The organism is Chryseobacterium sp. AG363 (assembly GCF_003610675.1).
GTDB classification, from domain to species: domain Bacteria; phylum Bacteroidota; class Bacteroidia; order Flavobacteriales; family Weeksellaceae; genus Chryseobacterium; species Chryseobacterium cucumeris.
Genome location: NZ_RAQF01000003.1, coordinates 122982 through 146197, shown reverse-complemented (window position 1 = coordinate 146197; position 23216 = coordinate 122982). Strand labels below are relative to the sequence as shown.

At 35.0% G+C, this 23216-nt stretch carries 17 protein-coding genes; 12 read left to right on the top strand and 5 right to left on the bottom strand.

Annotation, left to right across the window (positions count from 1 at the left end; genetic code table 11):
* The first annotated feature begins 24 nt into the window (after window positions 1–24).
* The gene (locus tag DEU39_RS13545; RefSeq protein ID WP_120232325.1) at window positions 25–1062 is read left to right on the top strand and encodes a GMP reductase; all 1038 of its coding nucleotides are present in this window, start codon (window positions 25–27) and stop codon (window positions 1060–1062) included.
* A 55-nt stretch (window positions 1063–1117) separates the two neighbouring features.
* On the opposite strand, the gene fabG is transcribed toward DEU39_RS13545, so the two are convergent.
* The 4 genes from fabG to DEU39_RS13525 form a co-directional block, all read right to left on the bottom strand.
* Window positions 1118–1861 carry a 3-oxoacyl-[acyl-carrier-protein] reductase gene (gene fabG, locus DEU39_RS13540; protein ID WP_041461954.1) on the bottom strand — a complete coding sequence of 248 codons (744 nt, stop codon included), beginning with the start codon at window positions 1859–1861 and terminating at the stop codon, window positions 1118–1120.
* 175 nt (window positions 1862–2036) lie between these two features.
* Entirely contained in the window at window positions 2037–3548 is a 1512-nt protein-coding gene (locus DEU39_RS13535) for a WG repeat-containing protein (RefSeq protein ID WP_147367593.1), read from the bottom strand.
* Between the two features lie 6 nt (window positions 3549–3554).
* Window positions 3555–4229, bottom strand: coding sequence for a 16S rRNA (cytidine(1402)-2'-O)-methyltransferase (rsmI, locus tag DEU39_RS13530; RefSeq protein WP_120232323.1), 675 nt, complete (start codon window positions 4227–4229; stop codon window positions 3555–3557).
* A gap of 2 nt (window positions 4230–4231) precedes the next feature.
* Complete coding sequence (locus DEU39_RS13525; protein ID WP_120232322.1) at window positions 4232–5713, bottom strand: hypothetical protein; 1482 nt, start codon at window positions 5711–5713, stop codon at window positions 4232–4234.
* Between the two features lie 61 nt (window positions 5714–5774).
* Between DEU39_RS13525 and DEU39_RS13520 the strand changes: the two genes are divergently transcribed.
* The 6 genes from DEU39_RS13520 to DEU39_RS13495 all read left to right on the top strand — a co-directional run bounded on the left by DEU39_RS13520 (window position 5775) and on the right by DEU39_RS13495 (window position 14545).
* Window positions 5775–6362, top strand: a complete 588-nt coding sequence (locus tag DEU39_RS13520; protein WP_120232321.1) for a thymidine kinase — start codon at window positions 5775–5777, stop codon at window positions 6360–6362.
* Between the two features lie 205 nt (window positions 6363–6567).
* On the top strand, window positions 6568–9015 hold the full coding sequence (locus DEU39_RS13515; RefSeq protein WP_120232320.1) for a bifunctional UDP-N-acetylmuramoyl-tripeptide:D-alanyl-D-alanine ligase/alanine racemase: 2448 nt from the start codon (window positions 6568–6570) through the stop codon (window positions 9013–9015).
* 2 nt (window positions 9016–9017) lie between these two features.
* A complete protein-coding gene (locus DEU39_RS13510; protein ID WP_120232319.1) occupies window positions 9018–11177 on the top strand; it encodes a patatin-like phospholipase family protein in 2160 nt (719 codons plus the stop codon).
* A gap of 4 nt (window positions 11178–11181) precedes the next feature.
* Window positions 11182–11601: an rRNA maturation RNase YbeY gene (ybeY, locus tag DEU39_RS13505; RefSeq protein ID WP_120232318.1), complete on the top strand. Its 420-nt coding sequence runs from the start codon at window positions 11182–11184 to the stop codon at window positions 11599–11601.
* Between the two features lie 147 nt (window positions 11602–11748).
* Entirely contained in the window at window positions 11749–13611 is a 1863-nt protein-coding gene (gene mnmG / locus DEU39_RS13500; protein ID WP_120232317.1) for a tRNA uridine-5-carboxymethylaminomethyl(34) synthesis enzyme MnmG, read from the top strand.
* Window positions 13612–13723: 112 nt separating this feature from the next.
* Window positions 13724–14545 carry a class I SAM-dependent methyltransferase gene (locus DEU39_RS13495; RefSeq protein ID WP_120232316.1) on the top strand — a complete coding sequence of 274 codons (822 nt, stop codon included), beginning with the start codon at window positions 13724–13726 and terminating at the stop codon, window positions 14543–14545.
* Window positions 14546–16059: 1514 nt separating this feature from the next.
* Here the strand turns inward: DEU39_RS13495 and DEU39_RS13490 are convergent.
* Window positions 16060–17250, bottom strand: a complete 1191-nt coding sequence (locus DEU39_RS13490) for a phosphoglycerate kinase (RefSeq protein WP_120232315.1) — start codon at window positions 17248–17250, stop codon at window positions 16060–16062.
* A gap of 644 nt (window positions 17251–17894) precedes the next feature.
* Between DEU39_RS13490 and rpiB the strand changes: the two genes are divergently transcribed.
* The 5 genes from rpiB to DEU39_RS13465 all read left to right on the top strand — a co-directional run bounded on the left by rpiB (window position 17895) and on the right by DEU39_RS13465 (window position 23191).
* On the top strand, window positions 17895–18329 hold the full coding sequence (gene rpiB / locus DEU39_RS13485; protein ID WP_120232314.1) for a ribose 5-phosphate isomerase B: 435 nt from the start codon (window positions 17895–17897) through the stop codon (window positions 18327–18329).
* A 337-nt stretch (window positions 18330–18666) separates the two neighbouring features.
* Window positions 18667–20820 (top strand): ribonuclease R, encoded by a 2154-nt coding sequence (gene rnr / locus DEU39_RS13480; RefSeq protein ID WP_120232313.1) that lies wholly within the window; start codon window positions 18667–18669, stop codon window positions 20818–20820.
* A 245-nt stretch (window positions 20821–21065) separates the two neighbouring features.
* Complete coding sequence (locus tag DEU39_RS24215; RefSeq protein ID WP_145953321.1) at window positions 21066–21332, top strand: hypothetical protein; 267 nt, start codon at window positions 21066–21068, stop codon at window positions 21330–21332.
* Between the two features lie 246 nt (window positions 21333–21578).
* Window positions 21579–22265: a LysE family translocator gene (locus DEU39_RS13470; protein ID WP_120232312.1), complete on the top strand. Its 687-nt coding sequence runs from the start codon at window positions 21579–21581 to the stop codon at window positions 22263–22265.
* Window positions 22262–23191, top strand: a complete 930-nt coding sequence (locus tag DEU39_RS13465) for an LD-carboxypeptidase (RefSeq protein ID WP_062672808.1) — start codon at window positions 22262–22264, stop codon at window positions 23189–23191. Before DEU39_RS13470 ends, DEU39_RS13465 begins: the two co-directional genes overlap by 4 nt.
* Window positions 23192–23216 lie beyond the last annotated feature (25 nt).

Sequence of the window (23216 nt, the reverse complement as noted above, 5' to 3'; positions counted from 1 at the left end):
TTTATTCTGACAAATAATTACAAAATGCGTATAGAATATGACATAAAACTGGGGTTCAAGGATGTAATGTTCCGCCCTAAGCGTTCTACTTTGAAATCCCGTTCGGAAGTTGATTTACTGAGAGAATTTACCTTTAAACATACCAGGAAAAGATGGACAGGAGTCCCTGTAATTGCAGCCAATATGGATACGGTAGGAACTTTTGAAATGGCAGTGGAACTGGCCAAGGAGAAAATTATTACCGCGGTTCATAAGCATTATACTCCTGAGGAATGGAGCAAGTTTCTCAACAGCCAGCCTGAAAGTATTCATCAGTATATTGCACTGAGTACCGGAACCGGAAAAGCTGATGAAGAGAAAATAAAACAGATCCTCGATAAGCACCCAAAAATTGAGTTTCTCTGTATAGATGTAGCCAATGGTTATTCTGAGCATTTCGTTGAATTTGTGAAAAAAGCAAGAGCCAATTTCCCGGATAAAATTATTATAGCAGGAAATGTGGTTACCGGAGAAATGGTAGAAGAACTTCTTCTGGTAGGTGCAGATATCATAAAAGTAGGTATTGGACCTGGATCTGTGTGTACGACCAGAGTAAAAACAGGAGTGGGATATCCTCAACTTTCTGCGATTATTGAGTGTGCAGATGCTGCTCACGGTTTGGGAGGGCATATCATTGCTGACGGCGGATGCAAAGTTCCCGGTGATGTAGCAAAAGCTTTCGGCGGCGGTGCAGATTTCGTCATGCTGGGCGGAATGTTTGCCGGGCATGATGAAAGTGGTGGCGAAATGATTGAAGAAAACGGTAAAAAATACCGCCTTTTTTATGGAATGAGTTCTAAAACAGCCATGGATAAGCATTCCGGAGGTGTGGCAGAATATCGTGCTTCTGAAGGAAAAACAGTAAAAGTAGCTTATAAGGGTCCTGTTTCAGAAACCGTAAAGGATATTTTAGGAGGCGTACGATCTACTTGTACTTACGTAGGTGCCTCAAAGCTTAAAGAACTTTCCAAAAGAACTACTTTTATCAGGGTTCAGGAACAGGAAAATCAGGTTTTTAACTAAAAAATCAAAGAAATATAAAAAGGCTGCATAAATAATATGCAGCCTTTTTATATTGTTATGTTAACATTCCGCCGTCAACGTTTAATGTCTGTCCGGTAATGTATGCCGACATTTCGCTGCCTAAGAATACACATGCATTGGCGATATCTGCAGGCTGTCCTCCTCTCTTCATTGGAATTTCTTCTCTCCATCCCTGAACTGTTTTTTCATCCAGAACAGCAGTCATTTCCGTTTCGATAAATCCAGGTGCAATTGCATTACATCTGATATTTCTTGATCCTAACTCCAGTGCTACAGATTTTGTAAATCCGATCACCCCGGCTTTAGAAGCTGCATAGTTGGCTTGTCCGGCATTACCCTTCACACCTACTACAGAAGTCATATTGATGATAGATCCTGATCTTGCCTTCATCATCGGCTTGATTACCGCTTTTGTAAGGTTGAAAACTGAATCTAAATTTACTTTGATTACTTTATCCCAATCTTCTTTGGACATTCTCAATAACAGGTTATCTTTTGTAATCCCTGCATTGTTTACCAAAATATCAATCTGCCCGAACTCTGCCATTACTTCCTCCACCAATTTCTGAGCTGCATCATAATCTGATGCGTCAGACTGATATCCCTTGATTTGGGTTACAGAACTTAAAGCTGCTTCTAATTCTTTTGCTTTGTCTACAGAGCCGGCGTAGGTAAATGCTACTTTTGCCCCTTGCTGAGCAAACATTTCAGCGATACCTTTACCGATTCCTCTTGTAGCTCCGGTAATTAGTGCTACCTTTCCTTCTAATATTTTCATATCTATTGACAATTATTTTCTTTTTATAACTCGTTCAGCTTGTGACAGCTGCCTCTTCATGTTTCTACAATTCCTTTCCGGAATTAAACGGTTTGCAAAGATATTATAAAATGTTATTCAACCCATTTAAATTGTCAAAATACTACTATTTTTTTGATGATTATCAGGATTTTCATTAAAGTTGACCAAAATTATTTCTGAATCTAGTGAAATAAATAAAGTCTGTTTTTTTACTCTTATCCAGTCTTAATACCTCTTTCTGCCAAAAGTATTTATCATAAATAATGTCTTTCAAAGGCTCATTCTGAAAATTGGAAACTCCAAATTTTCCTTCTTTTTTAACGACAATTTCGTTTTCAGCATTTCCGAATGTTATAATATCTTCGTATACAAACGGTACAATTTCTGTTCCCTTCCCATCCAGGACTCCATAAAAGTTATCTGTGTTTCTGCAGACCAAAGGTTTTGAATATTGATTGAGAGGATTAAAATAGTCAACATCTTCATTTTTTATCTGGCTGATATTTTTCAACTCAGATAATGACTGATCTTTCACTGAAAACCTGTAGTAACGATTATCTTTTCCAACAATAAGATTATCAGGATAAAAACCTAAAATCCGGACACCGTCACCCACAATATTTTTAAGATCTTTATCGAGAAACTTCTCTTCATTTCCTTTTTTAAGGTAAATAAAGTCTTTCCCAGAAATGGTAAAACTTCTGATGAAATCATATTCCAGTGGAAGAATAACATTTCCTTCCAGATCTATAATTCCTGATTTCTTTACCTTATCATTGTAGACACCAAAATAATTATTCAATAAAGGATTTAGATATTTAAAAGTCTGCGCATACAGCTTCTTGTCTTTTTTACTGAAAACTGTTGTCTTTCCGTTTTTTGTAAGGTAGATATACTCTTTTTTACCAAAGTATTCCGGGGTGATATCATTATAGACTTCTTCAGCAATTGTTTTTCCATCAGCATCAATCAAACCATATTTTCCTGTAGCCTTATTTTGGGTAACCAGATAAGGATAGGCATTGATATTTACCACTTGTTTTGAAAATTTATGCAGAGTCTCTCCGTTATTTCCAATGATTTCTTTTTCATTGTCTTCATTGATGATCAATGCTCTACCCTCATACAAGCTATAGTCTTCTTTAAATTCGCGATTGCCGAGTTGCTTTCCTTTAAGGTCGTAGAGAAACCATTTTTTATCTTTTAAAACCAAGAGTCTGTTCTTCCCTGAAAAACGAATCTTTTCAGCATAAGGAATAATTTCCTTTCCATTAAAATCATAAACAGCTTCTGAATTCTGTTTTGATGAGATGATACAATCTTCACTCCACCATGGGGTATTAAATTCCTGATCGTTGAGAGGAATAAGTTCTGTTCCTTTTTCGTCAATAACAGCTGATTTTCTGCCATTTCCTTCCTCAGAATATAGAATAAACCGGTTTTTAAAGACATGCAGAATACCTCCTTTGTAAGGGGATTCAAATGTAACCGTTCCTAAAGAATCTACAATTCCCTGTTTCTTGTAACCAGTATCATAGAATGTTCCATATCCTTCCGAATAAGAACTGATCTCCTTCCCTGTTTTTTTCGACAGGATCACCTTCATATATTGGTTAGTCTGTGCTGTACAGACTACAGAAAACAATACAAAAACTAATTTTTTCAAAGAAAATTAAATAGAATTATTGACAATAAGAACGATCTCTCCTTTTAAAGTTTTACTCTTGGAGAATTCAATTAATTCATTGATTGTCCCTCTTTTAGTTTCTTCAAATTTCTTGGAAATCTCACGGCTTAAGCTCACCTTGGTTTCTTCTCCGAAGAATTCTCTGATCTGTTCCAGAGTGGTATTAATCTTATGAGGACTTTCGTAAAGAACGATGGTCTTTTTTTCTTCTGCAAGCTGCTTCAGTTTGGTTTGTCTTCCTTTTTTCTGCGGCAGAAATCCTGCGAATAGAAATTCATTATTAGGAAGCCCCGAAACCACAAGTGCCGGAATGAGCGCCGTAGCTCCGGGAAGGCAAATCATGTCAATATTATTATCTGCTCCTGCTTTGGCCAGCAAATATCCGGGATCTGAAATACCAGGTGTTCCCGCATCGGTAATAATAGCGATATTCTGACCATTTTTAAGATCTGTAATCACTTTCTCCGTTGCCTGATGCTCATTGTGTAAATGATAGGACTTTAAAGGCTTGGAGATCTCAAAATGTTTTAAAAGTATTCCTGAAGTTCTGGTGTCTTCACATAAAATATAATCTACTTCTTTCAGAACATTTACCGCCCTGAATGTCATATCTTCCAGATTCCCAACGGGTGTGGGAACAAAATATAGGATTCCGCTCAAAATTATAAGAATTTATTTTCCACCAATATCCAAAGTCTCTGTGCATATTCATCCACCTTATTCCATTTTCTTTCGTAATACAGATCACTAAGATATTCTTTGGCTTCTTCCAGTGTTCTGAATTGATTCAGCTGATAAACAGTATCATTCAGATCTGCCTGGCTTCCCTCAAAAAGCATCTTTGTAAAGGCAAGTCTGTCATTCAGATCCAGCTTAAATTCAGGTTTCAGCTTGTCTGCTTCCATGAAATTGGTCGGAATATTGGATTTCAGAATACTTCCTTGGTCTTCTTTTACAACCGGAGAAGTTTTCTCTTCTTTGTGAAGCTCCAGATGGTCGTCATCAAAAAGTGACTGAACAGCCTTCATTCCTTTGATATTGGCTAATTTTATTTTTTTCTCCCGATGATATTCTTCTAAATTTTCGAAGCTTTCATCGGAACGATGTTTATCTGTTTTTTCAGTAACAGGCTTGTCGATTTCGACAATCTTTCTGCGATCATATACTTCAGCCAGAATACTTTCTTCTTTTGCAGGTTCTTCAGAGTGGTCATTTTTGATCTCACTCAGAATATTTTCCACATTGGAAGTTTCTGTAGCCATTTCCCCCTGCTCTATGGAAACATTTGAAGCCACAAATTGTTCTTCGTTTTCTTCAATCAGTATTTCATCATCCAGCGTTTCTGTATCAAAAATGCTCGGAATTGTTTCCGTTACAGAAGATTTTACATCATTTACTACAACAGAATCCGTTTCTTTTTCAGATTTCGTCACAATAATTTCATCTTCCTGTTCTTCTATTTCATTGAGCTGATTAGTGAAAACAGCTTCTTCCTCTGTGACTTCATTATAAAACAGATCTTCGTTAAGATCTTCATCCGAATCCGGTGTAGAATCTGCAAGAATTTTATCTTCATCTACAAAGCTCAAAACTGCTCTCTGTTCCTCTGAAATTTCATTTTCATCAATTTCATTCAGCTGATTATTAAAAACAGCCTCTTCTTCAAGGGGTTCATATTCTGGAGTCTCTTCCTGAATATTTTCCGGTAATTTTTCTTCCTTGTTTTCTTCTACAAAACTTACAATATTTTCATGGAATTCATTTTCAACAATTTCATTCAGCTGATTGTTGAAAACAGCTTCTTCTTCAGGTTCGTCTGAAAAAACTTCATTTTCATCAATTTCGTTCAGTTCATTATTGAAAATTGCTTCCTCCTCCGTCACTTCGTTTCCGGTATCATGATGATCTGTTTCTCCTGACACAAAAGAGACATAATGATGGTCCGGATTCTGCTCCGGATTGTCTGCTACGAAGTATTCAATATTTTTTTCCAGCAGTTTCAAAAAAGAAATCCTGTTAGCAAGCTCATCTACAAGATCTTGCTTGGAAAGTAATTCGTCTATATTGCTTATTTTGTCCAGATTATCAATGATATTCATGGATTCAAAAAAAATCTTTTCCTTTAAATCTTGGATATTCTGCATAATAAGATTCTTATTAAAATTGCTTACTTTTGATGTTAAAAATATACGGCTAATTTAACAAATGTTTTTAGAAAATACAATTAATCATTCCAAACAAAGTGGTTGGATGGAAGTGATTTGTGGCTCTATGTTTTCCGGTAAAACCGAGGAACTTATCCGCAGATTGCGAAGAGCGGAAATGGCAGGACAGAATGTGGAAATTTTTAAACCCAAAATGGATATACGGTATTCTGAAGAGGATGTAGTTTCCCATAATCAGAATAAAATCCGCAGTACAGCAGTAGAAAACCCTAATGAAATTCTTCTGTTGGCTTCCAATTGTGATGTAGTAGCCATTGATGAAGCTCAGTTTTTTGATGAAAGCATTGTTGATGTTGCCAACCAGCTTGCCAATAGTGGTATCAGAGTAGTTATTGCAGGATTGGATATGGATTTTTTGGGTCGTCCGTTCGGACCAATGCCTAATTTGATGGCGACTGCCGAATATGTTACAAAAGTGCATGCTATTTGTAAGAGAACCGGTAATCTTGCCAACTACTCGATGAGAATTTCACAGGGAGATAATCTGGTGGAACTGGGAGAAACAGAAAGCTATGAAGCAGTAAGCCGCCGTGTTTTTATTGACGAAGTACTTTCAAAAAGAAAATAATCGGATAAAGCAGACGACGAAATCACTAAATTGTAAAACTGTTTGCTATAAACCGTAAAATATATTCACTAATATAAAATGAAAAGCGAAAAAGCTACACTGTAAAATATTTAAAAAGGAAAAACCGGATGATGTCATAAATCTCAGCCCTTTTACTATTTTACCTTTTTGCCGGTTCGCTAAAAAAAAAGCAGAAAGGGTACCAATGAATTATACAGTACAACACATTGCAGAGATCACCAGTTCACAGGTCATTGGTGACGGAAGTTTATTGATCAAAAATATAGCATACGATAGCAGGATTATTTATTCTATCAAGAATTCAGCTTTCATTGCGATCAATACTCACAAAAATTCCGGTGAAAAATTTATTGAATCTGCAATGGACAGGGGTATCAATGTCATTATTTCTGAACATTACTATCCTGAGTTTGACAATATAACCTGGATCATTGTTGAAAATTCCGTAGAGTTTCTTCAAAAATTAGCAAAGTATCATTTCGAAAATTCTCATTTACAATCGATAGGAATTACAGGAAGTAATGGTAAGACTATTTTAAAAGAATGGTTATATCAGTGCTTATGGAACGAGTTTCCTACGGTAAAAAGCCCTAAAAGTTTTAATTCCCAGATTGGTCTTCCTTTGTCTCTTCTTCAGATCAACAGTTCCCATCAGCTTGGGATTTTTGAGGTAGGAATTTCAAAACCGCATGAAATGGAAAAACTTGAAAATATTTTCCACCCTCAGATCGGACTGCTCACGCATATCGGAACTGCTCACGCGGCCAACTTTTCTTCCGAGGAAGAATTGATTAATGAAAAAATTATTCTTTTCAAAAATTCTGAAGTGATCATTTATAATGGAGATAATTTTTTGGTTGATCAAAAAATTAAAAAATCCTATTCTGATAAAAAATTAATTTCTTACGGTTTTAAAAAAGAGAATCAGGTTTTCATCAAAAACAATATTTCCAAAGATGAAAACATCATCGTTGAATATTTGGGTGAAGAAATCAGTTTTCCGGTTCATCAGAGAGACGAAGCGACATTAACCAATGCTATGGCGCTTATCTCGGTACTCAAGGAACTGAATATCGAAAATAAAAAGATCGTTGAAAAAATCAACCTTTTAAAAGCCGTTGAAATGAGGCTTGAAGCGATTGAAGGAGTTAAGGGCAATATTGTCATCAACGATTCTTTTAATCTGGACCTCGACTCTTTGAAGACTGCCTTGCAGTTTTTGAATGAATACAACAAATCTAAAAAATCACTGGTCTTAACAGATATTGTAGGAGTAAACTCCAACGCCAAAGAGTTATATGAAGAAGTTTCTGAACTGGTGAATGAGCAAAATTTTGACTCAGTCTTCTTAATTGGCGATGAAATATCAAACTTTAGTGAATTATTTAAAACTAAAACATATACTTTTATTGATACTAAAGAGCTCATTGAAAGTAAACATCTTACTGAAATAGAAAATCAGATTATTCTGCTCAAAGGAGCCAGAAAATTTGAGATCGAAAAACTGAAAGATATTCTTGAACTCAGAAAGCATGATACGGTATTGGAAGTAAACCTTAATGCAATTCTTCACAATATCAACTATCATAAATCATTGCTGAAACCGGGAACTAAAATGATGGCAATGGTGAAAGCCAATGCTTACGGGCTGGGAAGCTTTGAAGTATCAGAATTTCTTCAGCATCATCATATAGATTATCTTGGGGTAGCCTATGCAGATGAAGGGGTAGAACTTCGTAAAAAAGGGATCACCACTCCTATTATTGTGATGAATCCCGAGCAGCACAGTTATCAGACGATTATAGAATATAACCTGGAGCCGGAAATTTACAGTTTCAGAGTTTTGGAATTATTCTATGAAGCGGTTCAGAAATCCGGATATGATAAGAAATATCCGATCCATATCAAGCTGGAAACGGGAATGCACCGTCTTGGTTTTAAAGACTTCGAGCTGGATCAATTAAGCGAAACTTTAAGTCAGAAAAACGTAAGGGTTCAAAGTATGTTCAGCCATCTATCCTCTTCTGATATGCCTGAAGAAAAAGAATTCACTTTAAAACAACTGGAGATATTCGAAAAAAATTCCGGTTACCTTATTGAAAAACTAGGCTACACTCCTATCCGTCATATTCTGAATTCGGCAGGAATTACCAGCTATAAAGATCATCAGCATGACATGGTGAGAATCGGTATTGGTATGCTGGGAGAATCTGCAGATCCTGAAATTCAGAAACAATTACGATCTGTGGTAAGCTTTAAAACCGTAATTTCACAGATATCAACCGTTGAAAATGGTGAATCTGTAGGCTACAGCAGAAGATATAAAGCAGATCATCCTACAAGAATTGCAACGATTCCTGTGGGATATGCAGACGGAATTCCAAGATTGATCGGAAATCAGGTAGGAAATGTAGGTGTAAATAAAACTCTTGCACCTATCGTCGGAAATATCTGCATGGATATGATGATGATTAATGTAGACCATATTCCCAACGTAAAAGAAGGTGATACCGTAACTGTTTTCAACGCCAAACCAAGCTTAAAAGAATTCGCAGGATACTGCAAAACGATAACCTATGAAGTATTAACCTCCATTTCCCCGCGGGTGAAACGGATTTATATAAAAGATTAACTATGAGAAAACTCCTGATTCTGCTTTTCATATTCCCACTGTTATTGATCCATTCTCAGGTAAAAAAAAATCTGGTAATTCCGAAGAATCCAAAAATAGGGCTGTCTCTGGCCGGTGGTGGTGCCAAGGGTTTTTCACATGTCGGAGTTCTTAAAGTACTGGATTCTTTGGGAGTGAAAGTAGACTATATTTCTGGAACAAGCATGGGAGCTATCGTAGGCGGATTGTATGCCGCCGGATACTCCGGAAAAGAAATAGAAAAAATAGTCATGGATACAGATTTCTATTCTCTTATTATGGATCCAAAGTCCCGGCAGGAAGCCAGCTTTTTCAATAAATCTGTAGACAAATATCTTTTATCCATTCCGCTCAAAAACGGTAAAATCACACTTCCTTCCTCTATCAGTACCGGACAAAGAAATGTTTATCTTCTGAAAGAACTTTTTAAAAACGTTTCCAATATTGAGGACTTTTCCAAAATGCCTATTCCTTTCCTTTGTGTCGCTACCAATCTTGAAAGCGGCAATATGCAGATTTTTGAAAAGGGAGATCTCGTACAGTCTATTATGGCGAGTTCTGCGTTCCCTTCTTTAATGGATCCGGTAAAAATTGGGGACAGCATTTATATTGACGGAGCGATGACGGTAAACTACCCCTCAAAGCCTTTAAAGGACAAAGGAATTGACATCGTCATAGGTGTGGATCTTAATCAGGATCTTTCTAAAAGAGAAGATTTAAACAATATTATAGCCATTCTAAACCAGGTCATAGATTTCGGTATCAAAAGAGATACCCGAAGACAATACAGATATACAGATATCAATATTAAACCCAATCTGAAAGGGATGTCCGCTACAAGCTACGATGATAAAAAGAAAATTCTGGACAGCGGATATGTGGAAGGTATGAAATATTCCCAGGTATTAGACCAACTGCCAAAGAGATCATTTGACCGTCTCAGACAACAGGTGAACCCTATATATTCCAATGTTTATAAAATAGACAGTATTTCTATTGAAGGAAGCAAAATTTATGGTAAAAACTACACGCTGGGAAAAATGGGACTACGCCTCCCCTCTTTGCAGACCTATGGAAGCATTAATAAAATGATAGATAAACTGGTTGCTACCAACAACTACAAATTTATCAATTATGATATCGTTCAGGAGAATGACGCCAATTACCTGAAGCTTTACGTCACTGAAGATGATGCTCGTCATTTTTTAAAATTCGGATTGCATTATGACGAAGTTTTTAAAACGGGACTTCTTTTGAATTATTCTGCAAAAAGGCTTTTATTCAAAAATTCAAACCTTTCGGTGGATCTCGTTGTAGGAGATCGTCTCAGATATTACCTTAATTATTTTGTAGATAACGGATATATTCCGGGAGTTGGCCTCTATTCATCAGGAATGAGCTTTGATATAAAGAATGTAGATAACTATGTAGTAGACCGCTGGGAATGGATCAGAAATGAAGCTTATATACAGTCGACCTGGAAGGATAAATTTGCCATTGGCGGCGGTATTAGCCACGATTATTTTAAAGCAGAAAACAGCAATGGAGATAACAGGCGATACAGCCGTTTTCTGAACCCTTATGTTTTTATTAAGACCGACACTCAGGATGATAAGGAATTCCCTACAAAAGGGGTTTATTTTGCAGCAGAAGGAAAGGTTGTAGATCTTTTAAAGTCTGAAGTTGATAAAAGAATCATTCAGATTAAAGCGGACCTTAAGCTTAATATTCCGCTAAGCAAACAATTCAGCTATCGTCTCAATCTGTTTGGAGGAGTTACTATCGGTGAAAACCTTCCAGGCTATTACCAATACAGATTAGGCGGAATTTTTGAGCAGAATCTCATTAATTTTAAAAGTTTTGGTGGATTCTATTTCGCCCAGTTGTATACAAACAATGTAATACTGGCATCAAATGATGTTCAGTTTAAGTTTAATAAAAACTATTTTATCAGCGGAAACTTTACCTTTGCCAACTTATCAAACGATATTAAGTTTGAAGATGCAGTTAAAGTAAATTATAGCTCACTGGGAATTACGGCAGGTTACAAATCTCCTTTCGGACAGATAAAAGTAAACTTCAGCCACTCCCTAAAAAATAACCAAAAAGGTATATTCAGTGTTATATTAGGACACTGGTTTTAAAAAAATGATACAGTTCTTTTACGAAAACTTACCAGAATCGGTAAGTACAGATTACAAAAAATGGCTGGAAGATCTTATTCTTTCAGAAGGAAAAAAATTAGGAGAAATCAATTACATTTTCTGTGATGACGAATATCTTCTTAAGATTAATCAGGATTATTTGCAGCATGATTATTATACAGATATCATCACTTTTGATTATGTAAAAGGTAAGACAATAAGCGCTGAGATTTTCGTATCTTTGCAGCGCATTTCTGATAACGCCTCTACCCTTTCCCGAGATTATGAAGAAGAATTAAGAAGGGTTTTAGCCCACGGTATTTTACATCTTGCAGGCTATAAAGATAAGACGGAAGAGGAAGAAAAAGAGATGCGGAGAATGGAAGATCTGTACCTGGATAAATACAGGGATTGGAAGTTTTAGAATTGAACAATCACTTAAAGTCCCATATCTAAAGTACTCTATTCTAGTAACAATATAAGTTTATCTAGAGTGCATTCTCCAAAAATGTTTCACGTGAAACATTGGTTATAAAGATAAGGTTTAAAGCTTAAAACGAGCGAGATAAAAATGATTTCAGAAATATATGATGTAATAGTAGTAGGTGCAGGACACGCAGGTTGTGAGGCAGCAGCAGCAGCAGCTAACCTGGGTTCTAAAACACTGCTTATTACAATGAATATGCAGACCATCGGACAGATGAGTTGCAACCCGGCAATGGGCGGAATCGCAAAAGGACAGATCGTAAGAGAGATTGATGCAATGGGAGGATATTCCGGAATTGTGGCAGACAAATCTGCGATCCAATTCAAAATGCTGAATCTTTCAAAAGGTCCTGCGATGTGGTCTCCGAGAACCCAAAATGATAGAATGCTTTTTGCCGAAGAATGGCGTTTAGCATTGGAGAATACTCCCAATCTTGATTTCTTTCAGGATATGGTGAAACAACTGATTGTTGAAAATAATAAAGTAGCCGGAGTAGTTACTTCTTTAGGAATTGAGATTAAAGCAAAATCTGTAGTTCTTACAAACGGAACTTTTCTTAACGGATTAATCCACGTTGGAGATAAACAATTAGGAGGAGGAAGAATGGGTGAACCGAGAGCTTTTGGAATTACAGAACAACTGGTCACTTTAGGTTTTGAGGCAGGAAGAATGAAAACCGGTACTCCACCGAGAGTAGACGGAAGAAGTTTGGATTATTCAAAAATGGAAGAACAGAAAGGAGATGAAAATCCTCAAAAGTTCAGCTATCTTGATACACCAAAACTCACCAAACAACTAAGCTGTCATATCGTATATACTAATGAAACGGTACACGATATTTTAAGAGAAGGCTTTGACAGAAGTCCAATGTTTAATGGAACGATTCAAAGTTTAGGCCCAAGATACTGTCCAAGCATTGAAGATAAAATTAACCGTTTCGCAGAAAGAAACAGACACCAGCTTTTCGTAGAACCGGAAGGATGGAAAACAGTAGAGATCTATGTCAACGGTTTCAGCTCTTCTCTTCCAGAGGATGTACAGATCAAAGCAATGAAACATATACCAGGATTCGAAAATGTAAAAGTTTTCCGTCCGGGTTATGCAATTGAATATGACTACTTCCCTCCTACCCAATTAAAACATACCCTCGAAACTAAATTAATTGATAATTTATATTTCGCCGGACAGATCAATGGAACAACCGGATATGAAGAAGCAGCTGGTCAAGGATTAATTGCCGGAATCAATGCACACAATAAAGTTCATGAAAAGGGAGATTTTATCTTAAACAGAGATGAAGCTTATATTGGAGTATTGATTGATGACCTAATTACAAAAGGAACTGAAGAACCTTACAGAATGTTTACTTCCCGTGCAGAATACAGACTCCTTTTAAGACAGGATAATGCCGATATTAGATTAACAGAAAAAGCATATCAGCTAGGACTGGCAAAAGAAGACAGATTAAGACGCGTCGAAACTAAAGTATCTGAAAGTCAATCACTTGAAGAATTCCTTCGAGAAACTTCTTTAAAACCAGGTATTATTAACCCTGTCCTGGAATCTATCGAAAGCAGCCCTGTTGATCAGGCGTACAGAGCAGCACAAATCCTTACCAGACCTAATATGACGTTAGAAAAACTGGATGAAATCGATTTTATTAAAGAAGTTTCTACCCAATATAACGATGAAGTAAGAGAGCAGGCTGAAATCAATATCAAATATAAAGGTTATATTGAAAAAGAAAAAGAAAATGTAGCTAAGCTAAATCGTCTGGAAAATATTAAAATCCCTGAAGATTTTGATTACACAAAGCTTTCCAGCCTATCTGCAGAAGCAAAACAAAAGATGTCTAACGTACGTCCGAAGACTATTGCTCAGGCAGGAAGAATAAGTGGTGTTTCTCCGGCTGATATCAATGTTTTATTAGTTTATTTAGGTCGTTAATAAAAATGTTTCACGTGAAACATTAAAAATAAAAACAAGAATTAAGGTATTTTCAAGCATAAAAGCTTTTGAATATCTTAATTTTTTTATCATATTAAAGATATTTATTTCAATGAAAATAAAAGATCATTTTCTTTCACAGGAAATATTTGAGATTGAAGAAACTGAAACAAAAGGAGTTTTTAAAACTACTCCTATTCCATCCAATATTTCCAGATATTATGAAAGTGAAGATTATATCTCTCATCACCAGGATTCCGGAAGTTTGAAAGAAAAGCTTTATAAGTTTCTTCAATCATTCAATCTTAAGTACAAAAAAAATATCCTGATAGACAGAATAAAAAAAGGATCAAAAGTTCTGGACTACGGATGCGGCGCAGGAGAATTTGTAAAATACATTGAAAATGATTTTAAAACCTATGGATTTGAACCGGATTCTGATGCCAGAAAAGCAGCACAGGGAAAAATAACCAAGGCTTCTATTTTAGATGATATTAACAAAATTGAGGAAAATACCTTAGATGCTATTACACTATGGCATGTATTTGAGCATATCGAGAACCAAGATGAGATGCTTGCTGCTTTTCATGAAAAATTAAAAGAAAAAGGAATTCTTGTGATTGCAGTTCCCAACCCTACTTCCTATGACGCGAAACATTATAAAGAATATTGGGCCGCTTATGATGTTCCAAGACATATCTATCATTTTTCAAAAAATGGTATGGAAAATTTAATTTCCAAAAATCCTGACTGGAAAATGAGAAAGATCAAACCTTTAGTTCTTGATTCGTATTACATCTCTATGTTGAGCGAAAAATACAAAAAATCACCTCTATTTTGGTTAAAAGCAGTGATCTTTGGAACAATTTCCAACGTAAAAGCGTTATTTTCGAACGAATTTTCAAGTTTGATATATATTATCGAAAAAAGATAGAAAATCGATTTTTACCCTATTTATGAAGGTCAATTTTCAGCGTTTTAGCTTAAAAAATAAAAACTCAGGATTTTTCTCCTGAGTTTTCTTTTTAAATATCATATCCGAATAATAATTTCTTCGTCAATTTTATCAAATAAAAAAAAATAAAAATATCTACCCTACTCTATTTTTAAAAGTTGAGAAAAATGTCCATCACCTACACAGCATTTTATGCACTTAAGATTTTACTAAACCTTCTCATTCAGTTTTCAACAAATGCATAAAAAACAGCAAAAAAAGAAGAAATTTAGTTTCAACAAGATAAATTATTACAGAAATAGCTTCAATTCAGCTTCAAAATAAAATAAGATACAGACACTCTAAAAAAGAGAAAAAATTGATTTTTAAGCTATTTATGAAGTTCATTTTTCGCCATTTTTATTAAAAGAAAAAATTAAAGCTGATTTGGTAAATATAATTCTGACGACAAAAAAAGAAAATCTAATTTCTTCTTAAGGTAAATACTCCACGATAAAAAAGAAGCTCCCCTACTCCACTCTACCATTTTTAATAAAAATAATTTTTCCCTACTTCAAAAAATAAAATTGATAAAAATTGAAAGGTTGTATTTTTTTACGAAAAAAGGAAAAGATAAAAATACAGAGAGTTTCAAAAATCAATACTTGATCAAAAATTTAAAACTTGGAAGCACCTAAACAATGTTAAACTTCATGGCAGATTTTTAAGTCTAAAGAATAAAAAATTGAAACCTACTTAAATTTATCATGTAAACGGATCTTAAAAATTCAAAAAAATAATTAACTTATTCATTTTATCATAGTTACCTATGGGTTTCTATTGTTTTAGTAAGAATATCACATGAAAATAATAAGGAAAAATAGTTAAAAAATAAGTTTAATGATTAATAATCAAGAATATACAAAGCTATCACTATAATGTGAAATAAATAAATGATTGAATTTAAAATTTTCAAAAATTTATATCTCCATTTTCTAGTAGAAATTTAAATACAAAAACAATCTAGAATACTATTTCCTAAAAAGATAAAGTGAAACCTATCTCTCCAGAATAATTTTAAAAAAATAAATAGAATCACTTTTCAATGGGAAGAAAAAATCATAAACCTTCCTTCAAATCCTCTACTAATCTTCATAAGATCATATCAACTACTCCTTCTATATTTTTCGAAATACAAAGTATAATTCACAGAAAAAATACCGCTTTTTATATCAATTGTTTTGCAAAAATAATGATCATTTATCAAAGTAAAATGAGAATAAAACCATAAATAAAATAACATAAACTCGTAAATTTTCTAAGAATATTCTGATCATAAATTTCATTAAAAACATAAGTCCCTGAAAGATAATTCAACCCATCTCTATATAACTAGAAGTTATATCTAAAACACCATTAAAACTACGATCAATAATGGATTTTCTTTAAGTTTAAGAAATAAAAAAAGCCTGCTAATATAATTAGCAGGCTTTGAAATATCTTTTATTTTTCTATTAATTATTGATTGCAGCTACCCCTGGCAATTCAAGTCCTTCAAGACTTTCAAGCATGGCTCCACCACCGGTAGAAACGTAGCTTACCTGATCAGCATATCCGAATTGTTTCACGAAAGCAACACTGTCCCCTCCTCCAACTAAAGAGAAAGCACCAAGTCTTGTTGCTTCAGCAATACTCTCTCCTAAAGCAACTGTGCCACCAGCAAAGTTTGACATTTCAAAAACTCCGATAGGACCGTTCCAAAGGATAGTTCTTGAATTCAACAATACATCATTAAACTGATCTCTCGATTTGTGACCCGCATCAAGTCCCATCCATCCTTCAGGGATTGCATAGATATCAGCTTCTTTTCTCTCCACATCATTACTAAAGCTTTCAGCGATGATGGCATCAGACGGAAGATATACTTTTACTTTGTGCTCTTTAGCTTTTCCTAAAATCTCAAGGGCCAAAGGAAGTTTATCTTCTTCTACAAGAGAATTACCGATTTTCCCTCCAAGAGCCTTAATAAAAGTAAATGCCATACCTCCACCAATGATCAGATTATCTACTGCAGGAAGGATATTCTCTATAATGGTAATTTTAGTTGAAACTTTAGATCCACCCAAAATAGCTGTAACTGGTTTCTCACCACTTTTTAATACTTTATCGATTGCCTGAAGCTCTCTAGCCATCAGTAAACCGAAATATTTAGTTGATGGAAAGTATTGAGCGATTACTGCTGTGGAAGCATGAGCCCTGTGAGCCGTACCAAATGCATCATTTACATAAGCGTCTCCTAACTTTGAAAGCTTCTCTGCGAATGCAGCATCTCCTTTTTCCTCCTCGTTATGAAAACGTACATTTTCCAATAGTAAGATCTCTCCTGGTTTTAAATCTGCAGCTGCTTGCTCTGCCTTCTCTCCAATACACTCATCAACAAATTTCACTTCTTGTCCTAAAACAGCAGAAACTTCGCCAACAATATGTTTAAGGGAAAATTCATCTTTAACCTCTCCCTTAGGTCTTCCAAGGTGTGTAATTAAGATGACAGAACCACCATCATTAAGGATCTTTTCCACTGTTGGTTTCACAGCAACAATTCTTGTGTTGTCAGTCACTTTCAGTTGATCGTCCTGTGGAACATTAAAGTCCACTCTTACCAGAGCCTTCTTATCTTTAAAATTAAGATCATTGATTGTTTTCATAAGTAGATTTATTTTTTGCTAAGCCCTATGAAACCGTCGTGCTCAAAATCCGTTTTAGCTTTCGGAAAAATCTCGCAAGAACAATTTCATAAATCTCATTGAATTTTTGTTTCACAAATGTAAGGTTTTAAACTTTTTCAACAGTTTGATTAAAATAAAAGTTTTCAAAAAGTTTCCCCGAACCCAATCACCCATTAATCAACAATTTTATCTCTTTTAAAAAAAAGAATAATGTAGTTGTTGTTGAGTGTTGTTAGTTTCGGGGATAAGTTTTATGCTAAAAATTGATAACATTCAACTTTTACTCAATTCATATTTAACTCACAATATAAATCTCTGTAAACCCGCTATTTCACATACTTATTAACAAATGTTGATAACTTTGAGATGAAACCATTATTAGTTATTTTATTATGGAAAAATCTGGGGATAGCTGAAGAAAACATCTGGAAAGTTGTGGTAAAAGTTTGAGAAAAGATTTTCTATTACGAAATAAATTGATCTTTAAAAATAGAAAGTTGAGAAAAGTTTTCCACAGTTATTCACATACCTTTTCACAATTAACTCAGGGTTTACTAACACGAATTGTTATTATTCTTACCTTTGTAAGGAAATAGAATCTAATAAAGCTTAATAAGAGTATTATGAAAAGAAAAATTGCTATCGCAGCGGACCATGCAGGCTATGAATATAAGGAGATTGTTAAGAACTACCTTTCAGAACGTTTTGATGTTCAGGATTTTGGAACGTTTTCCACAAACAGTGTGGATTATCCAGACTTTGTACACCCTGCGGCAACCTCTGTGGAAAACGGAGAAAATGAGCTGGGAATTCTGATCTGTGGAAGCGGAAACGGAGTTCAGATCACTGCTAACAAACATCAGAAGATAAGATGCGCTTTATGCTGGATGCCGGAGATTGCAACACTGGCAAGACAGCATAATGATGCCAACATGATTTCAATGCCGGCAAGATTTATATCTAAAGAACTGGCTCTTGAAATTGTAGATAAATTTCTTTCAACAGACTTTGAAGGTGGAAGACACCAGAACAGAGTTGACAAAATTGCAGTTTGCTAATTATAATAAGGCTTGTAAATCACTTTACAAGCCTTATTTATTTTTTATTCGTACATTTGCAGTGTCCAATAGAAATTACACTCTATTATTCTCCAAAGCCTTTCTTATATTTGAAATATATTTAATAAAAGGTTTTTCTCTTTTCTTCTCCAGAATTGTATTAAATTTATACAAAACTAAAGCTCCCGTTGTAAGCAAAATGAAAGATAATTTCTGATGATTTACGGAAAGATTCTAATGATGAAATTGAATAACCTTATACTATGGAACTAATAAGGAAGATTTAGAAAAAGGTCTTAATTGAGATAAGACCAAAACAATTAAAAGAAAAATTAAAATGCCAAAAAAAAGAAAATATATAAGTCATAAAAATGATTTAAAGATGATGGAGATCGGAAGAATGATCCTCCGTTTTATGAATGCAAATTCATCCAAAATTTATAATTATAAGCAGATCGCTGATGGGATAGATTACAAAAATCCAAGACAAAGAGAACTTGTGATCCAGGCGCTGCATAAACTTCAGGGATCTGAAAAGATTAAAGAAGTTGAAAAAGGAAAATACATTGTGAACCTGAAAATCGCAGGAACGCTTACGGGAACTATTGACTTTAACCAAAGTGGAAATGCTTATGTAAGTGTGGAAGGTTTGGAAGATGATGTCTTCGTTCATTCCAAAAATGTAAAGGATGCATTGCAGGGAGATAAGGTTCTTATTATAACTTATCATTATAAAGGAAAGAAATTAGAGGGCTCTGTTTTGGAAGTTTTGGAACGTACCAGAACGGAATTTGTAGGAACATTTCAGAAGGTTGCCCATAAGGAATTTGGGTTTGTGGTTTGTGATAAAAAGACAATCAACACAGATATCTTTATTCCGAAAGGAAAATTCAACAATGCTGAAGATGGAGATAAGGTGATCGTAAAAATGACGGAATGGAGACCGGGTGACAAAAACCCGGAAGGTGAAATCATTCAGGTGCTGGGTGCTCCGGGAGAACATGAAACGGAAATCCACTCTATTCTTGCAGAATATGGTCTTCCTTACGAATTTCCATCAGAAGTAGAAGCTGATGCAGATAAAATCGACAGAAGCATCACAGATGACGAGGTGGCAAAACGTTGGGATATGCGTAATATCTGTACGTTTACCATTGACCCTAAGGATGCGAAGGATTTTGACGATGCTTTATCCATTAGAAAACTGGAAAATGGAAACTGGGAAATCGGAGTTCATATTGCAGACGTATCTCATTACGTAGTTCCGGGAACTATTCTGGATGATGAAGCCTATCAGAGAGCTACTTCAGTATATCTTGTTGACAGGGTTGTGCCGATGCTGCCGGAAGTTTTGAGTAATGATGTATGCTCCCTTCGTCCACACGAAGATAAATATACCTTTTCAGCTGTTTTTGAACTGAATGATAATGCTGAAATTCAAAAGCAGTGGTTCGGAAGAACAGTAATCCACTCAGATAGGAGATTCACATATGAAGAAGCTCAGGAGCGTATCGAAACCGGACAGGGAGATCTGGCGGAAGAAATCAATACACTTGATAAGCTGGCGAAAATAATGCGTCATGAACGTATAAGAAAAGGAGCCATTACTTTTGACAGAAGTGAAGTAAGATTCAATCTTGATGAAAATAATGAACCGATCGGTGTGTACTTTAAAATCAGTAAAGACTCCAATCACCTGATCGAGGAATTCATGCTTTTAGCCAATAAAAAAGTATCAGAATTTGTATCACTTTCAAGAAAAGGTGAGATCACCAACAATACATTTATTTACAGGGTTCACGATGATCCGGATCCTGCAAAACTGGAATCTTTGAGAGACTTCGTTGCTACTTTCGGATATAAAATGGATTTGGCCAATACCAAAAAAGTGGCTGCGTCTTTGAATAAACTTCTTCATGATGTAAAAGGAAAAGGGGAAGAAAATATGATTGAAACTCTTGCGATGAGAAGTATGAGTAAGGCGGTATACTCTACGGAACCAATCGGCCACTATGGTTTAGGTTTTGAGTATTACAGCCACTTCACCTCTCCTATCCGTCGTTATCCCGATTTGCTGGCACACCGTCTTCTTCAGCATTATCTGGATGGAGGAAAATCTCCAAACAGAGGTGAGCTTGAAGAAAAGGCAAAACACTGCAGTGCGATGGAAAGACTGGCAGCAGATGCGGAAAGAGATTCCATCAAGTACATGCAGGTAAAATTCATGGAAAAACATCTGGGAGAAACATTCAGAGGAGTGATTTCCGGAGTAGCTGAGTTTGGTTTCTGGGTTGAAATTCCTGAGAATGGTGCTGAAGGTTTGATCAAGTTAAGAGACCTTGTGGATGATTCCTATATGTATGATGCGAAAACCCATGCTGTATACGGAATAAGACATGGAAATAAATATCAGCTTGGAGATGAAGTTTCGATTAAGGTGGTGAAAGCCAATCTGATTCAGAAGCAGCTTGACTTCCAGATTGTGAAGTAATGACGAGAATAGATAAATACATTGTATTTAGTATTTTAAATGTAATATTATTGATAACAGTAATTTTTAACACTGTTATCAATTTTTATCTTTTTGTCCTCGCTATAATCGTCCTTGTATTCATATGTAATATTTTAATCAAAAGAAATATTATTAATATTGATAAACAAGGAAAAAAATACTTTTTTGCAGTTACATTTCCACAGATAGTCAATGCATTTTTTTTGATCAATTATGTTACAGGAATGAATCCTACAAAAGAAACATACTGTTTCAGATGTATGGTTTCGGAGGTTGGGAGTGTACGCAGCCATCAGAAAGGTAAAACAACTTACGTTTATTTGAGTGGAAACGCCTACGAATATTCTTATATGACAAGAAGTTTTTTGATTGATTATAAAAGAATGCTGTTTAAGAATCAGGTTATCTATACCTTTGAAAGAGGTATTTTTGGTCTTAAAATCAGAAAAGATTTCGAATTTGTTTTTAATGAAAACTGTTTGGAAAAATAAAAAAAGATTGCTGAACGTATTCAGTAAAATTATAATATAAAGGAGGTTGTTTCTAAACGGAATGACCTCTTTATTTTTTTAGAAAAAAACGTATAATTAATGCTCCTCTACTATTTCTTAAAAATTTTACATTAAAGTCTGATTAAAATCTACTTGATATATCACAACTTTATTGAATAATTAAATCATAAAGTCTAACTTTGTATTAAACGAAATGAATTTTTATTCATTTTAAAACACCACTTAATGCTAGAACTTGTACTATCTGCCATCATATTAGGATTTATGCTGAGCCTGGTTTTCATAGGACCTATTTTTTTCCTGTTAATTGAAACCAGCTTTTCCAGAGGCCCCAGACATGCCTTGTCACTAGATCTTGGTGTGATTACTGCAGATTTATTATGCATTGTAGCGGCGTACTATGCCAGTACAGATATTGTTTCTTTAATTGATAAACATCCAGGTTTTTACAGGATTACTTCTATTCTTATTTTCATCTACGGAATTGTAATGCTGGTGACCAAAACCAAAATGCACCTGCCCGGAGAAGAAAAGATCATTGGTCAAAATTATATTAAGACCTTTTTCAACGGTTTTTTCTTTAATCTTCTGAATGTAGGAGTCATCCTTTTCTGGCTGGTAACGGTAATTTCCGTAAGGAATCAATATCCGGACACCAGCAGTTTTATTTTATACATCAGTATAGTACTGGCCACTTACCTGTCTATAGATCTTGCCAAGATATTTCTTGCCAAACAGTTTCACGATAAATTAACACAAAAACTGGCCAACCAGATCAGAAGAGTTGTTGGCTGTATTCTTATTATATTCAGTTTCTTTATTTTCCTGCAGAGTTTTAAAAAGTTCAACCAATTTGAAAAACAACTGGAGGAAGCAGAAAAGAAAGAAGTAAAATATCAAAAAGCAAAATGAAAAAAATGATCTTTCCAAAGTCTCTTAAAAAAGGAGACAAAATAGCTGTTATTTCCCCTGCAGGTGCAGTAGATACTACTCAACTGGAAAAGGGAATAGAAATGATTAAAAGCAGAGGTTTTGAACCCGTTCTCGGAGAACATCTCTACACTAAATTTTCAAACGGATATAATTACGCCGGAACAGAAAAGGAAAGAACAAAAGATATCAACTGGGCCTTAAACGATACGGAAATAAGAGCTGTATGGGCTTCAAGAGGCGGTTACGGATGCCAGCATCTTATTCAGCACCTGAAGTTGAAAAACTTTACAGAAAACCCGAAATGGTATATCGGATATTCAGACAATACAGTCATACAAAGTTATCTGTTAAAAAAAGGTTTTGTTTCCATTCATGGACAGACCATTAAGACATCAAGTTTTGGAGTGACAAATGAAAGCTATGATCTGATCTTTGATATCCTAAAAGGCAAAAAGCCTAAATACGTCCTAAAATCTCACCCATTCAATAAAAAGGGGAATATTCAGGGAGAATTGGTTGGAGGAAATTTAGCCCTTATCTACGCTCTTCTGGGAACGAAATATTCATTCGATTTTAAAGACAAGATTCTGTTTATTGAAGATATAGGAGAAAACTTTTATGCACTGGACCGTATGATTATGAGTCTGGAGCTGGCAGGTGTCTTCAACAAAATCAAAGGATTGATTGTTGGTGGAATGACCAATATGGGAGATGAAAAGGAAAATAAAAACTATGAAGATAGCTTTGATGAGTTCGTTTACAAACTGATCTCAGACAGAATTTCAAAGTATAATTTCCCGGTAGTATTTGCCTTCCCGAATGGGCATATTAAAGACAACAGACCACTTTTAATTGGTGCCAATGTGAAAATGAAAGTGGATGCTAAAGTAAAAATAGATTTTTAAAGTACACTACTCTCCTGTCTCCAAA

Coding starts and splice junctions, on each gene's coding strand:
- DEU39_RS13490 (WP_120232315.1), bottom strand. CDS start 17,250: ATGAAAACAATCAATGATCTTAATTTTAAAGATAAGAAGGCTCTGGTA.
- DEU39_RS13470 (WP_120232312.1), top strand. CDS start 21,579: ATGCTAGAACTTGTACTATCTGCCATCATATTAGGATTTATGCTGAGC.
- mnmG (WP_120232317.1), top strand. CDS start 11,749: ATGATTTCAGAAATATATGATGTAATAGTAGTAGGTGCAGGACACGCA.
- DEU39_RS24215 (WP_145953321.1), top strand. CDS start 21,066: ATGAATCCTACAAAAGAAACATACTGTTTCAGATGTATGGTTTCGGAG.
- DEU39_RS13495 (WP_120232316.1), top strand. CDS start 13,724: ATGAAAATAAAAGATCATTTTCTTTCACAGGAAATATTTGAGATTGAA.
- rnr (WP_120232313.1), top strand. CDS start 18,667: ATGCCAAAAAAAAGAAAATATATAAGTCATAAAAATGATTTAAAGATG.
- DEU39_RS13515 (WP_120232320.1), top strand. CDS start 6,568: ATGAATTATACAGTACAACACATTGCAGAGATCACCAGTTCACAGGTC.
- DEU39_RS13510 (WP_120232319.1), top strand. CDS start 9,018: ATGAGAAAACTCCTGATTCTGCTTTTCATATTCCCACTGTTATTGATC.
- DEU39_RS13520 (WP_120232321.1), top strand. CDS start 5,775: ATGTTTTTAGAAAATACAATTAATCATTCCAAACAAAGTGGTTGGATG.
- fabG (WP_041461954.1), bottom strand. CDS start 1,861: ATGAAAATATTAGAAGGAAAGGTAGCACTAATTACCGGAGCTACAAGA.
- DEU39_RS13525 (WP_120232322.1), bottom strand. CDS start 5,713: ATGCAGAATATCCAAGATTTAAAGGAAAAGATTTTTTTTGAATCCATG.
- DEU39_RS13545 (WP_120232325.1), top strand. CDS start 25: ATGCGTATAGAATATGACATAAAACTGGGGTTCAAGGATGTAATGTTC.
- DEU39_RS13465 (WP_062672808.1), top strand. CDS start 22,262: ATGAAAAAAATGATCTTTCCAAAGTCTCTTAAAAAAGGAGACAAAATA.
- ybeY (WP_120232318.1), top strand. CDS start 11,182: ATGATACAGTTCTTTTACGAAAACTTACCAGAATCGGTAAGTACAGAT.
- rpiB (WP_120232314.1), top strand. CDS start 17,895: ATGAAAAGAAAAATTGCTATCGCAGCGGACCATGCAGGCTATGAATAT.